The sequence below is a fragment of the Caballeronia sp. LZ016 genome (genome assembly GCF_031450805.1).
Taxonomy (GTDB): domain Bacteria; phylum Pseudomonadota; class Gammaproteobacteria; order Burkholderiales; family Burkholderiaceae; genus Caballeronia.
Map to the genome: position 1 here is coordinate 951,258 of NZ_JARTVY010000001.1, position 13,556 is coordinate 964,813.

14 protein-coding genes are annotated in these 13,556 nt (G+C 64.1%); 11 read left to right on the plus strand and 3 right to left on the minus strand.

Going from position 1 to position 13,556, the window contains the following annotated elements; translation table 11 throughout:
* Position 1: 1 nt before the first annotated feature.
* The 3 genes from P9220_RS04485 to flgA all read right to left on the minus strand — a co-directional run bounded on the left by P9220_RS04485 (position 2) and on the right by flgA (position 2,330).
* On the minus strand, positions 2–436 hold the full coding sequence (locus tag P9220_RS04485) for a flagellar protein FlgN (protein ID WP_309763775.1): 435 nt from the start codon (positions 434–436) through the stop codon (positions 2–4).
* An 83-nt stretch (positions 437–519) separates the two neighbouring features.
* Positions 520–855, minus strand: coding sequence for a flagellar biosynthesis anti-sigma factor FlgM (flgM, locus tag P9220_RS04490; protein ID WP_309765384.1), 336 nt, complete (start codon positions 853–855; stop codon positions 520–522).
* Positions 856–1,064: 209 nt separating this feature from the next.
* A complete protein-coding gene (gene flgA, locus P9220_RS04495; protein WP_309763776.1) occupies positions 1,065–2,330 on the minus strand; it encodes a flagellar basal body P-ring formation chaperone FlgA in 1,266 nt (421 codons plus the stop codon).
* A 255-nt stretch (positions 2,331–2,585) separates the two neighbouring features.
* Between flgA and flgB the strand changes: the two genes are divergently transcribed.
* The 11 genes from flgB (at position 2,586) to flgK (ending at position 13,554) form a co-directional block, all read left to right on the plus strand.
* Positions 2,586–3,071 carry a flagellar basal body rod protein FlgB gene (gene flgB, locus P9220_RS04500; protein WP_309763777.1) on the plus strand — a complete coding sequence of 162 codons (486 nt, stop codon included), beginning with the start codon at positions 2,586–2,588 and terminating at the stop codon, positions 3,069–3,071.
* 8 nt (positions 3,072–3,079) lie between these two features.
* The gene (gene flgC, locus P9220_RS04505; RefSeq protein WP_309763778.1) at positions 3,080–3,505 is read left to right on the plus strand and encodes a flagellar basal body rod protein FlgC; all 426 of its coding nucleotides are present in this window, start codon (positions 3,080–3,082) and stop codon (positions 3,503–3,505) included.
* A 22-nt stretch (positions 3,506–3,527) separates the two neighbouring features.
* The gene (locus tag P9220_RS04510; RefSeq protein ID WP_309763779.1) at positions 3,528–4,247 is read left to right on the plus strand and encodes a flagellar hook assembly protein FlgD; all 720 of its coding nucleotides are present in this window, start codon (positions 3,528–3,530) and stop codon (positions 4,245–4,247) included.
* Positions 4,248–4,293: 46 nt separating this feature from the next.
* Positions 4,294–5,511, plus strand: a complete 1,218-nt coding sequence (gene flgE, locus P9220_RS04515) for a flagellar hook protein FlgE (protein WP_309763780.1) — start codon at positions 4,294–4,296, stop codon at positions 5,509–5,511.
* Between the two features lie 37 nt (positions 5,512–5,548).
* The gene (gene flgF, locus P9220_RS04520; protein ID WP_309763781.1) at positions 5,549–6,301 is read left to right on the plus strand and encodes a flagellar basal-body rod protein FlgF; all 753 of its coding nucleotides are present in this window, start codon (positions 5,549–5,551) and stop codon (positions 6,299–6,301) included.
* A gap of 27 nt (positions 6,302–6,328) precedes the next feature.
* On the plus strand, positions 6,329–7,117 hold the full coding sequence (flgG, locus tag P9220_RS04525) for a flagellar basal-body rod protein FlgG (RefSeq protein WP_309763782.1): 789 nt from the start codon (positions 6,329–6,331) through the stop codon (positions 7,115–7,117).
* Between the two features lie 75 nt (positions 7,118–7,192).
* Positions 7,193–7,876, plus strand: a complete 684-nt coding sequence (locus P9220_RS04530) for a flagellar basal body L-ring protein FlgH (protein WP_309763783.1) — start codon at positions 7,193–7,195, stop codon at positions 7,874–7,876.
* Between the two features lie 2 nt (positions 7,877–7,878).
* Positions 7,879–9,006, plus strand: coding sequence for a flagellar basal body P-ring protein FlgI (locus P9220_RS04535; protein ID WP_309763784.1), 1,128 nt, complete (start codon positions 7,879–7,881; stop codon positions 9,004–9,006).
* A 12-nt stretch (positions 9,007–9,018) separates the two neighbouring features.
* Positions 9,019–10,065, plus strand: coding sequence for a flagellar assembly peptidoglycan hydrolase FlgJ (flgJ, locus tag P9220_RS04540; protein WP_309763785.1), 1,047 nt, complete (start codon positions 9,019–9,021; stop codon positions 10,063–10,065).
* Between the two features lie 196 nt (positions 10,066–10,261).
* Positions 10,262–11,014 carry a flagellar brake protein gene (locus P9220_RS04545; RefSeq protein ID WP_309763786.1) on the plus strand — a complete coding sequence of 251 codons (753 nt, stop codon included), beginning with the start codon at positions 10,262–10,264 and terminating at the stop codon, positions 11,012–11,014.
* Positions 11,015–11,610: 596 nt separating this feature from the next.
* Positions 11,611–13,554: a flagellar hook-associated protein FlgK gene (flgK, locus tag P9220_RS04550; RefSeq protein WP_309763787.1), complete on the plus strand. Its 1,944-nt coding sequence runs from the start codon at positions 11,611–11,613 to the stop codon at positions 13,552–13,554.
* Positions 13,555–13,556: the final 2 nt, after the last annotated feature.

The following is a 13,556-nucleotide window of genomic DNA, read 5'->3' on the forward strand; positions in this document are numbered from 1 at the left end:
ATCATGCGCCCGGCACGCGTCCGTCCGGGCCGTAGAAGCCGGACTTCGACGGCGCGACCTGCAGCGCCGCGAGCGCCTTGCGGTTGTATTCCATGCGGGTGCGGATCAGCACGCCGTTGTTGTTGTTGCCCTGCTTCGCACGGCGGGCGGCGGCGCAAAGGAGCGTCCATTGTTCGGCGAGTTGCGCATCGCCCTCGGCGGCGGCTTCCATGCCGATGAATCCGCCCGGCAGGCCGAGCGCGCCGAGCTGCGTGTCGCGCTGCTGCTCGAGCACGCCGATGCGCTCGGTCAGCGCGGTCTTTTGCCCGATGATCTCCGGCAGCGCGGCGAGCGGCTGCGCGGCGATCAGCGCTTTTTCCTCGTGGGCGAGGAGGGATTCGAACGCCTGAACAGCGGCGATTTCTTCGATGACAGTGGCAAGCAGGGCGTCTCTCATTGCAGCTCGCTAAAACGCGGGTTTCGTCAAAGCCGCCCGGCGCCGTCCACGTCGTGCTCCGGGCGAGCCCGGGCCGTTGCGTTTCAGCCGCCAGTCGGCGGGGTTCTCGTTTGCAGCAGGTCGCGCGCAGTGCTCAGCATGCCGTCGGCGATCTTGCTGGTATCGATCTTCAGGCTGCCGTCGCGGATCGCGGCCTTGATCGATTCGACCTTCGCCGTATCGATGTCCGAGCCGTTCGACGCACGCAAGTCCGACGACAACGTCGACAGACTCACCGGCGATGCCGCGCCCGCTTTCACGCCGGTGGCCGGCGTGGTGGTGGCGGCAGCCGCAGCAGTTTTCGCATCGCTTTGCGATGCGCGTTGTGAGCCTTCCTGCAGGCTCGCCAGAGTGGTGTTGCTTTTCGATTCGATTTTCACGATGTCCATTCCCGAACGTGTTGAGTCCTTTATCGGCGGGGGGTCTCGGAAACTTTACCCTGCCTTGGTGGCGCAGCACACGTTCGGCGACATCATCGCCCGCAAAGCCTTACGGGGCGGGCCTTCGATCGAATTGCAACAAAGTGAAACATTCGGTAATCAATTCTTCGGACGGTCCTGGCCGGGTCGGGAATGGACGGCGGCGCCCGTCACATGCGGATTTCCACCGTCTGACTATCCTTGACGACGCCCGTCACGATCTGGCCGCCAGCGGTCTTCACGCGGACCTGCTGGCCGGGCGTGGCGTTGTTCATCGCGCTGCCTTCGGACGATATCGAGAAGCCCGAGCCGTCGGTGACGACGCGAACCGTCTGCCCGATCGCCACCGAGCTTGCTGCGCGCAGCATGTCGGTGCGCAGCGGCAGGCCCGCCGGCACGCGCGACAGCGTCACCGCGCCGACCGCCTGCGACGGATCGGTGACGACGGCTTGCGGCATCGCGGTGAGATCGCCGTCGCGGGCGACGAGATCGGCGTTGCCGAGCACTTCGCCCGGCGCGACCGCGCGTGCGGCGACGTAGTACGTCGCGTTGATCGACACCCGCGCCTGAACATACAGCGTCCACGGCCGCTCGCCGACGCAGCGCACGCCGACCGTCACGCGGCCCCAGAGGCGCGCGCCCGTCGGCATGAACGGATCGAGCGCCGTGCAGGCGGCGAGGCCGCGCGGGAAGACGGGCGTCACGGTGATATCGACTTTGCCGGGCAAGCCGGCGGCTTGTTGCTGCAAGAACGCGAGCGCGGCGGCGCGGATGGTCTCGCCATCCTGCATCGTCGCAGCGCCAGCGGCGGCGGGCTGCGGCGTGAAGCTCGCGCGCTTCATGGCGGGCGCATCGGGAGCGGACGGCGTGAAGTTCGCGCGCCTGACCGGCGATGCGTCGCCCGCCGCGATCGGGCGTGCGTTGGCCGTGCGCGACGCGGCGGCGTCATCGCGCGTGACGACGACGGGGATCACGTCGCGCGCGGCGGATGCAGCCGCCGCCATCGGCTTGACGGCTGCGGCAACGGGAGCCGGCTTCGCTTCGCCAGCGCCGGGAATGACGATCATCCCGCTCGCATCGTCCATTGCGTCGTCTGCGGATTCGGCGCGCGCTTCGAGCGCGAGCGCGGCGTGGCGCATCGCGGCATCCGCGGCTTTGGTCGCAGCGCGGTAGCCGGGCGCGGGCGCAAGATAAGGCGCGGGCGTCGGCGCAACCGTGGAAACAGCAGAAGCAGCGGCGGGAAGGGCCTTCGCCATATCCGCGACCGCCGAAGGATTCGTCTCCGCGTTGCCGGGAATCGCGATGAAGCCGTCGCCCTGCTGCGCGAACGCGCTGGCGACGAGCCCCACGACGCCGACGAACAGCGACGCGCGGCGTGCAAAAGACGCCACGCACGGCGACGCGACTTTCGACGGATGCCCGGCGGACCTGCTCATCACTTTCTCCTTGCTCGCCGCGCCAGGCGCAGACACGTTGTTCGACTCGATCGTTGAGCGCGGAATCGATCCGCCTCTCACCACGACCCAGATTCTAGATAGCCGGCGTCACGCTCAAGCCTCGAATAGAGGCCGCGTTTCCCGGTTATTCATCGGATCAGTCATTGCGCGCCGCTCCTAAGATGCGTGTCATGCAAAAAGGCCCGCGCGGTACGGCGGGCGTCTGCGACATCACGAACTTGGGGAATCCAGGGAATGCTAGACAAGCTCGACAAGGAATTGGCGTTCGGCCGCGAAGCGCTCGATGTGCGCGCGTACCGGCAGGAACTGCTGTCGTCGAATATCGCGAACGCCGACACGCCCGGCTACAAGGCGCGCGACGTGAACTTCTCCACGGCGCTCGCCGGCGCGCTGAAGCAGGGCGGCGGATCGGCGGCGTCGAACGCATCGACGCTGAAGATGGCGCAGCCGGTATCGATCACGAGCGGCGCGTCGATGGCCGTGACCGCGAAGGGACACCTGTCCGGCACGTCGACGCTCGCCGCATCCGGCGGTTCGAGCGACGACTACGGCCGGCTCGCGTATCGCGTGCCGAGCCAGCCATCGCTCGACGGCAACACGGTCGATCTCGACGCCGAACGCGTGCAGTTCGCGGACAACGCGCTGCACTTCGAAGCCGGCATGACGGTGCTCACCTCGCAGATCAAGTCGATGCTGTCCGCCATTACAACCAATAGCTGAGGAAGAGCATGCCTTCATTGATGAACATATTCAGCGTCGCCGGCTCGGCGATGTCGGCTCAGGCGCAGCGCCTGAACGTGACCGCGTCGAATCTGGCGAACGCGGACAGCACGACCGGACCGGACGGCCAGCCGTACAAGGCGAAGCAGGTCGTGTTCGCCGTCGATCCGCTCGGCGGCGCGAGAAGCGGCTCCGGCCAGCAGGTCGGCGGCGTGCAGGTGACGGGCGTCATCGACGATCCGAGCCCCATGAAAACCAGCTACGACCCAAGCAACCCGGCGGCGAACGCGGACGGCTATGTGACGCTGCCGAACGTCGATCCCGTGCAGGAGATGGTCAACATGATTTCCGCGTCGCGTTCCTATCAGGCGAACGTCGAAACGCTCAACACCGCCAAGCAATTGATGCTCAAGACCCTGACCATCGGAACCTGAACCGGACTCTGAGGAATAACCCGTGACGACCAACACCACGATCGGCAGCAACGGCACCCAGGTGTCGCAGACGCTGCTCGACACCATGAACGGCGCGTCGAGCGCATCGAGCTCGTCGGCCAGCAGCACGAGCGGCACGTCCGCTTCGGACCTGCAGAACACCTTTCTCACGCTGCTCGTGACGCAACTGAAGAACCAGGACCCGACCAATCCCGCCGACAGCTCGCAGATGACTTCGCAGCTCGCGCAGATCAACACGGTGTCGGGCATCGGCCAGCTGAACACGTCGCTGAGTTCGCTCGCGACGCAACTCTCCGCGGGCCAGTCGACGCAGGCCGCGTTGCTGATCGGCTCCAACGTACTCGCGCCGGGCAATGCGCTGACCGTATCGAGCGGGGCGTCGTCGAGCTTCGGCGTGCAGCTCGCCAACGATGTCAGCGACCTGCAGATCGTCGTGAAGGACAAGTCGGGGAACATCGTCAATACGCTCGACCTCGGCGCGCAGGGCGCAGGCGTGGTGCCGGTATCGGGCTGGACGCCGGTCGATTCGAAGGGCGCGACGCTCGCCGACGGCAGCTACACGATCACCGCGCAAGGCACGATCAACGGCCAGCAGGCCACCGCCACGACGCTTTCCGCTTCGCAAGTGCAGAGCGTCGTGCAGATGTCGGGCGGCGCGCCGGGCCTGAAGCTCGCGAACGGCTCGACGGTTGCGCTGACCAGCGTCGCTTCGATTCTTTGATTCCAACTTCCTTTGCTGCCGGGATGCCCCGGCTAAAGAGTAAAACATGAGCTACCAACAAGCACTGAGCGGTCTGGGCGCCGCGTCGAGCGATCTGGATGTGATCGGCAACAACATCGCGAACGCGAATACCGTCGGCTTCAAGCAGGGCGCCGCGCAGTTCGCGGACATGTACGCCAGTTCCATGGCCACCGCCGTGTCGAACCAGATCGGCATCGGCACGCGCCTCGCCGAAGTGCAGCAGCAGTTCTCGCAAGGCACGATCACCACGACGAACCAGGCGCTCGACGTCGCGATCAACGGCAACGGCTTCTATCAGCTGTCGAACAACGGCTCGGTCGTGTACTCGCGCAACGGCGTGTTCCATCTCGACAACAGCGGCAACATCGTCAACTCGGCGGGCCTGCAACTGATGGGCTATGCAGCCGATTCCGGCGGCGTCGTCAACAGCGCGAGCACGGTGCCGCTGACGGTGCCGACCGCGAACATCGCGCCGACCGCGACGAAGACCATCACCGCTGCGTTCAACCTGAACTCGCAGGACGACGTGAAGCCCGTCGCCGACTTCGACCCGACCAACGGCAACACGTATAACGCATCGACTTCCGTGGATGCGTACGACTCGCTCGGCGGCACGCAAAAGGTCTCCGTCTACTTCACGAAGACCGGCACGAACACGTGGGAAGCGTTCGCAGGCTACGGCGATCCGGTCTCGCAGCAGACCGACCTCGGCGCGGTGAGCTTCGATGCGTCGGGCAATCTGACGTCCGGCAAGACTTTCACTTTCACGATCCCGAACGGCGCGGACCCGACGCCCGGCGCGACGCAATCGTTGACGCTGAACCTCGCGGGCACCACGCAATACGGCGCGAAGAGCGGCCTCACGAACCTGACCCAGGACGGCAACAGCACGGGCGAACTGACGGGCTTCACGGTCGGCACCGACGGCATGCTGACGGGCAACTACTCGAACGGCGAAACGAAGGCGCTCGGCCAGATCGCGATTGCGAACTTCAATAACCAGAACGGCCTGCAGAACCTCGGCGGCAACGTGTATGCGCAGACCGCGGCTTCGGGCGCGGCGCAAGTCTCGGTGCCCGGCTCGACCAATCACGGCACGCTTACGGGCGGCGCGGTGGAAAACTCGAACGTCGATCTGACCAACGAGCTCGTCAATCTGATCACCGCGCAGCGCAACTATCAGGCGAACGCGCAGACGATCAAGACGCAGCAGACCGTCGACCAGACGCTGATCAATCTGTAAGCACCGTCCGCACGCATAGGAAAGAAGGAAGCGATTCATGGACCGTCTGATCTACACCGCGATGACCGGCGCAAGCCAGTCGCTCGAGCAGCAAGCCGTCGTGGCGAACAACCTCGCGAACGCATCGACCACGGGTTTCAAGGCGCAACTCGCGGCGTTCCGTCAGGTGCCGATGTCGTTCGAGAACCAGTCCGCCGACGGCACGACGCGCACCTTCGTGCTGTCGTCGACGCCGACCGCCGATTATTCCGCCGGCCCGATCCAGCAGACCGGCAATCCGCTCGACGTGGCGGTGCAGGGACCGGGCTGGCTGTCCGTGCAAACGGCGGACGGCGGAGAGGCGTACACGCGCGCCGGCAATCTGCATGTGGATCAGAACGGGCAGCTGGTGACGGCGAACAACCTGCCGGTGCTCGGCAACGGCGGTCCGCTGTCGGTGCCGCCGGGCGCTGAAATCACAATCGGCAAGGACGGCACGATTTCCGCGCTGATTCCCGGCGATCCGCCGACCGCCATCGCGACCGTCGATCAACTGAAGCTCGTCAATCCCGATCCGGCGACGCTCTCGCGCGGCGACGACGGCCTCTATCGCACGGCAAGCGGCGACCCCGCCGATGCAGACCCGAACGTTGTCGTGGTCGGCGGCGCGCTGGAGGGCAGCAACGTGAATCCGGTCTCCGCGATGGTCTCGATGATTACCAACGCGCGCCAGTTCCAGATGCAGACCAAGCTGATGGAATCGGCGGACCAGAACGAACAGTCGGCCAACAAGCTGCTCAACTTCTCCTAAGCGAAAACGCAAAGTCAGGAAACGAACATGAATCGCTCTCTCTACATCGCCGCGACCGGCATGAATGCGCAGCAAGCGCAAATGGATGTGATCTCGAACAACCTCGCGAACGTGGCCACCAACGGCTTCAAGGGCTCGCGCGCCGTGTTCGAGGATCTGCTGTATCAGACGACCCGCCAGCCGGGCGCGAATTCCACGCAGCAAACGGAGCTCGCATCCGGCATACAGCTCGGCACCGGCGTGCAGCAGGTCGCGACCGAACGTCTCTACACGCAAGGCAATCTGCAGCAGACGGGCAACTCGAAGGACGTCGCCATCAACGGCCAGGGCTTCTTTCAGGTGACGATGCCGGACGGCACGACCTCGTACACGCGCGACGGCTCGTTCCAGACCAACGCGCAGGGCCAGCTCGTCACGTCGAGCGGCTATCAGCTCAACCCGGCCATCACGATTCCGCAGAACGCGACGTCGATCACCATCGGCTCGGACGGCACGGTGTCGATCACGCAGCCGGGCTCGACCGCCGCGACGAACGTCGGCGCGATTCAGCTTGCGACCTTCATCAATCCGGCCGGTCTCGAAGCGCGCGGCGAAAACCTGTTCTCCGAAACGGGCAGCTCGGGCGCGCCGAACGTCTCGCAGCCGGGCCTGAACGGCGCCGGCTCGCTGCAGCAGGGCTATGTGGAAGCGTCGAACGTGAACGTGGTGCAGGAACTGGTCAACATGATCCAGACGCAGCGTGCGTACGAAATCAACAGCAAGGCCGTGACGACGTCCGACCAGATGCTGCAGACGCTCTCGCAAATGCAGGTTTAACCCTCTATTCGACGGATGGGATTGCCGAAGATGGCGTCACACTGACGCATCTTTCGCTTCAATCGAGTTATCAAGATGTCGCCTACTTCAATCTTCGCGCGTGCTTCGATGGCGGTGCTCATGTCGGCGCTCGCCGCATGCGCCCTCGTGCCGAAAGAGCCGATCATCCAGCAGCCGATGACCGCGCGTCCGCCGCAGCCGCCCGTCGGCACGCGTTCGCCCGGCGCGATCTACAACGCGGGCTATGCAGGCCGTCCGCTTTTCGAAGACCAGCGGCCGCGCAATGTCGGCGACATCCTGACGATCGTCATTTCGGAGAACGTCAACGCGACGAAGTCGTCGGCGGCGAACACCAACCGTGGCGGCTCGGGCTCGTTCTCGGTGCCGACGACGCCCGGCATCTTCGGCGGTCTCTTCAACAACACGAACCTGTCGGCCACCGGCGCGAACAAGTTCACGGCGGCCGGCGGCGCGAGCGCGGCGAACACGTTCAGCGGCACGCTGACCGTCACCGTCACCGAAGTGCTGCCGAACGGAAACCTGATGGTGAGCGGCGAGAAGCAAATGCTCATCAATCAGGGCAACGAATTCGTGCGCTTCTCGGGCGTCGTCAATCCGACGACGATCTCGGGCAGCAACACCGTGTACTCCACGCAAATCGCCGACGCCAAGATCGAGTATTCGGCGAAGGGCTATATCGACGAAGCGCAGAACATGGGCTGGCTGCAGCGCTTCTTCCTCAACGTCGCGCCGTTCTGATCATGACTCCGCTTCTTCGTTTCGTTTCGTTCTCGCTCGCGGCCGCGCTGGTCGCCATTGGCTCCGCGCAGCACGCGCATGCCGAGCGTCTCAAGGATCTCGTCTCGTTCCAGGGCGTGCGCGACAACCCGCTCATCGGCTACGGTCTCGTCGTCGGTCTCGACGGCACGGGCGACCAGACCATGCAGACGCCGTTCACCACGCAGAGCCTGACCAACATGCTCGGCAACCTCGGCATCACCGTGAACTCGGCAACGACGCAGAACATGCAGTTGAAGAACGTCGCCGCCGTGATGGTGACGGCGACGCTGCCGCCGTTCTCGCGTCCCGGCGAAGCGATCGACGTGACGGTGTCGTCGCTTGGCAACGCGAAGAGCCTGCGCGGCGGCACGCTGCTCATGTCCCCGCTCAAGGGCGCGGACGGCCAGGTCTATGCGATGGCGCAGGGCAATCTCGTGGTCGGCGGCGCGGGGGCGAGCGCGAACGGCAGCAAGGTGCAGGTCAATCAGCTTGCGGTGGGCCGCATTTCGGGCGGCGCGATCGTCGAGCGCGCGGTGCCGACGGCGTTGCAGCAGCAGGGCGGCGTGATGCAGATGGAAATGCGCGAGATGGACTTCGACACGACGCAGCGCGTCGTCGCGGCGGTGAACAACCAGTTCGGCATGGGCACGGCGCTCGCGCTCGATGGCCGCACGATTCAGCTTCGCGCGCCGCAGGACGCCGCCGAGCAGGTGGCCTTCATGGCGCAACTGCAGAACATCGACGTGCGTCCGGCGCAGGCCGCCGCGAAGGTGATTCTCAATGCGCGCACCGGCTCGATCGTGATGAATCAGATGGTGACGCTGCAGAACTGCGCGGTCGCGCACGGCAACCTGTCGGTGGTCATCAACACGCAGACGGCGGTGAGTCAGCCCAATGCGCTGTCGAACGGGCAGACGGTGGCGGCGAAGCAATCGCAGATTCAGCTGAAGCAGGACAGCGGCGCGCTCAAGATGCTGTCGGCGGGCGCGAATCTCGCGGATGTCGTGAAGGGGCTGAACGCACTCGGCGCGACGCCTGCGGACCTGATCTCGATCCTTCAGTCGATGAAGGCGGCAGGCGCGCTGCGCGCCGACCTCGAGATCATCTAAGGAGGACGGCACATGAACCCGAATACGAACGGTATCGCCAGCACGGCGCTGGCATCGACCGATACGAGCGGATTGTCGAACCTGTCGAATCGCTTTGCGCTCGACACACAGGGCTTCGATGCGCTGCGCGCGCAGGCGAGTGCGAATCCGCAGCAGGGCCTGAAGGCGGCCGCGCAGCAATTCGACGCCGTCTTCACGCAGATGATGCTGAAGAGCATGCGTGACGCGACGCCATCGGACAGTCCGTTCGAATCGAACGATACGAAGTCGTTCACGGCGATGCTCGATCAGCAGCTATCGCAGCAGATGTCGTCGAAGGGCATTGGCGTGGCGGACATGATGCTCAAGCAGCTCATGCGCAACGCGGGCGGCAAGACCGACGCGCACGGCATGGGCAGCAACACTGCAATGAATGCGATGAGCGCGCTCGCGGGCGGCGGCAGCGGCGGCGACATCGAAGCGAACGCGGGCAACATCGCCGCGATGAACGCGATGGCGAAGGCGTATGCGGCGGCGCAGGCGAACCGGAACGGCGCATCGCTCGGCGATGGCCGCGGCTACACGGCGGCGAGTGCGCTGGAGCCGCCGGCGCGCGGCAACGGGTCGGACAAGGTGAATGCGTTCGTCGAGCGTCTTGCGGCGCCTGCGCAGGCGGCGAGCGCGGCGACGGGCATTCCGGCTCGGTTCATCATCGGCCAGGCGGCGCTGGAGTCGGGCTGGGGCAAGCGCGAGATCAGGCAGGCGAACGGCGCGACGAGCCACAACATTTTCGGCATCAAGGCGACGAGCAGCTGGACCGGGAAGACGGTGAACGCGGTGACGACGGAGTACGTCAACGGGCAGCCGAAGAAGGTGGTCGAGCGCTTCCGCGCCTATGACTCGTATGAGGAAGCGCTGACGGATTACGCGAGCTTCATCAAGAACAATCCGCGTTATGCGCCGGTCGTGGAGGCGTCGCGCGATGTGGCGGGCTTCGCGCACGGCATGCAGAAGGCCGGTTATGCGACGGACCCGCAGTACGCGAAGAAGCTGATTTCGATCATGAAGCAGATCGTCTGACGGCGGCCCGGAAGGTGCAAACGTTTTACGTGTGAACGCACGGCGCACCACACAAGTTTTGCGCGACGGCCCCTAAACTTTTCGTGAGGCATGCCGCTAACTCGTGGACGACAAGTACCGGATCGAGGCGATGCGGATTGCCGCGTGGCGTCGAGAGGCGGGCGATGCGGGGGGGAAAATGAACACGGCCAGCACCATGAATACCAATCACAAGCATGACTTTGCCGACGACGACTGCGACCACGAAGTGGATTTCGGGCGTCGGAATCCGCTGGAGATCGGCGTATCGCTGCGCAATCTCGCGAATCGGGGCGATTTTCTGACGGCGCAATATGGCGACGCGCAGATCGTCACGCGTTTGCTGGATGTCGATGTGACGTCGCATCGATTCACTTTCGACTGGGGCGGCGTGGCGGATCAGAATCGCGATGTACTGCGTGCGCAGAAGTTGATTTTCCATGCGGCGCCGGAGGGCGTGCGGGTGGAATTCACGACGGCTGCGGCGCGCGAGACGACGTTCGATGGCCGGCCTGCGTTCGAGGCGGAGTTTCCGCCGGTGCTGTATTACATGCAGCGTCGCGAGTATTTTCGCGTCGAAGCGCCGGTGCTCGATCCGTATATTTGCAGCGGGTCGCTGCCGGGTGGGGATCGGTTTCGATTTGAAGTGCACGATTTGTCGCTGGGTGGCGTTGCGTTGCGCACGTCGGATGAGCGGGTTGCGGATATGGAGATGGGTGTCGTGATTCAGGATGCTGAATTGCACTTCACTGCAACCGGGAAGGTTACGCTCGATATCAAGCTGGTTTCGCATCGCGAGTCGCTTACGCCTAAGGGCGATCGGCGGTTTACGCTTGGGTTCAAGTTCGTTTCGATGCCGGGGTCGGCGGAGAATACGCTTCAGCGGCTTATTACTCAGCTTGAGATGAAGCGGCGGGCTTTGGCCAAGTGAGTGCGGTTTTCTTGGGAACCGCTTGTTGACCGCTTTTTTTGCGTTGAACTTGTATTCGTGTCGGTCTATTAGTGCGCCCCTCCCCGGGGCGGGGGTCACTTTCTTGGCTGTCGACCAGAGTTGGCGCTTCAGCGCCTTACTCTGGTCCCATGCAAAGAAAGTCACCACAGAAAGCAGCCTTGCTCGAACCGCTCGATGCACTGATTCGTGTGGTCACTCCGTAGAACATCGGTGGCACTCAGCTTGACAGAGCCCTGAATCAGCTTCCACGCCCACTGACTACTTACGTCCTCCGAGCCCCTCGGCTCGTCAAAACCTACTGTGCGTTTAGTACGTCGCGCACAAAAACTCACTCGGTGAATCAGTCAGTCTCTTTACGGCGCACCCCTATAGAGACCGACGCGACATAAAGTTCACCGAAAAGGCTCCGAATACCCCATCAGTTCGACAAATGAAAACGCAAAAGAAGAACCGATAATCAAAAAGCCAAGGCTCCGGCTAAAGGAACCGAAACGATCCGCCGATATAGAACGCAACGGCAAGCGCGGAGCGAGGCACCACCCCCCGCGGGCAGCGAAAAATAGGAACCCCCGTCAATGTCCAACAACATCTTCAACATCGGCCTGTCGGGCTTGAACGCGGCCCAATGGGGCCTGACGACGACTGGTCAGAACATCAGCAATGCGGCCACACCGGGCTATACGCTCGAGAAGGTCGCGTATCAGGAATCGCCCGGGCAATTCACCGGCTCCGGCTACTTGGGCAGCGGCGTGCAGACCGCCACCGTCACGCGCCAGTACAGCCAGTACCTCACGACGCAAGTCAACAACACGCAATCGTCGAGCAGCGCAGCGAACACGTACTACACGATGATCTCGCAGCTCAACAACCTCGTCGGCGATCCGACCGAAGGCATCGCTGCAGGCATCACCAGCTACTTCTCCGGCCTCCAGTCCGTTTCGAACGCCGCAAGCAGCTCCGCGTCGCGTCAATCGCTCATCAGCAGCGCGCAGACGCTCGCCAATCAACTGACGTCCGCCGGCGAGCAATACGACCAACTGCGACAAAGCGTCAACACGCAACTGACCAGCGCCGTATCGTCGATCAACAGCTACGCGCAGCAAATCGCCGATCTCAACAAGCAGATCAACATCGCAAGCGGATCGGGACAGCAGCCGAATCAATTGCTCGATCAGCGCGACCAGGCCGTCGCCAATCTCAGTTCGATGATCGGCGTGCAAGTCGTGCAGCAGGACGGAAACTACAACGTGTTCATCGGCAACGGACAGCCGCTCGTCGTCGGCAGCACGCAATACGGTCTGCAAACCGTCGCATCGCCGTCGGATCCGAGCGAGCTCACCGTCGCCTTCAAGAGCCGCGACGGGTCCACGCCGACCGCCGCGCAGACGCAATACATCGACGACTCCGCGCTCACGGGCGGCGTCGTCGGCGGCCTCGTCGCCTTCCGCAACGAGACGCTCGATCCGGCGCAGGCGCAACTCGGCGCCATCGCGACCAGTTTCGCCGCGCAATTGAACGGGCAGAACGCGCTCGGCCTCGACCTCAACGGCAATCCGGGCGGCGCGCTGTTCTCGACCGGCGATCCCGTGATCTACGCCGACGCGCGCAACAAGGGCAACGGCAGCGTGTCGGTCTCGTTTGCCGATCCGACGCAGCCGACCACCAGCGACTACGACATCACGTTCGACGGAACCGACTACCAGGTGACGGACAGCGCGTCGGGCAAGGCGCTCGGCAGCTTCTCGGCGGCGGATGGCGAAGGCACGGTCGCCGGCCTCAAGATCACCGTGTCGGGAACGATGCAGAAGGGCGATTCCTTCAGCATCCAGCCGACGCGCGCCGCGCTCGACAACTTCGCACTCGCGACGACCAGCGCCGGCGCGATCGCGGCGGCATCGCCGGCGGTGTCGTCGGCATCGACGAGCAACACCGGCACGGCGTCGATCACATCGGCCACGGTCGCGGCGGGCTATACCATGCCGACGGGATCGGGCATCACGCTGACTTACGACACGGCGGCGAGCGGCTTCACGTCGAACGTCGATGTGACGGTGAACGGCGCCACGTATGCGGCGAACTCGACGATTCCGTACGACTCATCGAAGGGACTCACGATCACGTCGAACGGCGTCAGCGCGACGATCAGCGGCAAGCCCGCCGATAACGACACGTTCAGCATCGCGCCGAACAAGGGCGGCACGAGCGACGGCAGCAATGCGCTCAAGATGGCGAACCTCGTGTCGGCGAAGTCGCTCGACGGCGGCAGCGAGACGCTGACGAGTTCGTATGCGGCGTATGTCAACACCATCGGCAACCAGACGAATCAACTCAAGGCGACGAGTTCGTCGCAGACCGCGCTGCTCAATCAGGCGACGACGGCGCAGCAATCCGTGCAGGGCGTGAACCTGAACGAGGAAGCGGCGAATCTGATTCAGTATCAGCAGCTTTATCAGGCGAACAGCAAGGTGATCCAGACGGCGTCGAGCCTGTTCCAGACGCTGCTCGGCATCTTCAATTAAGG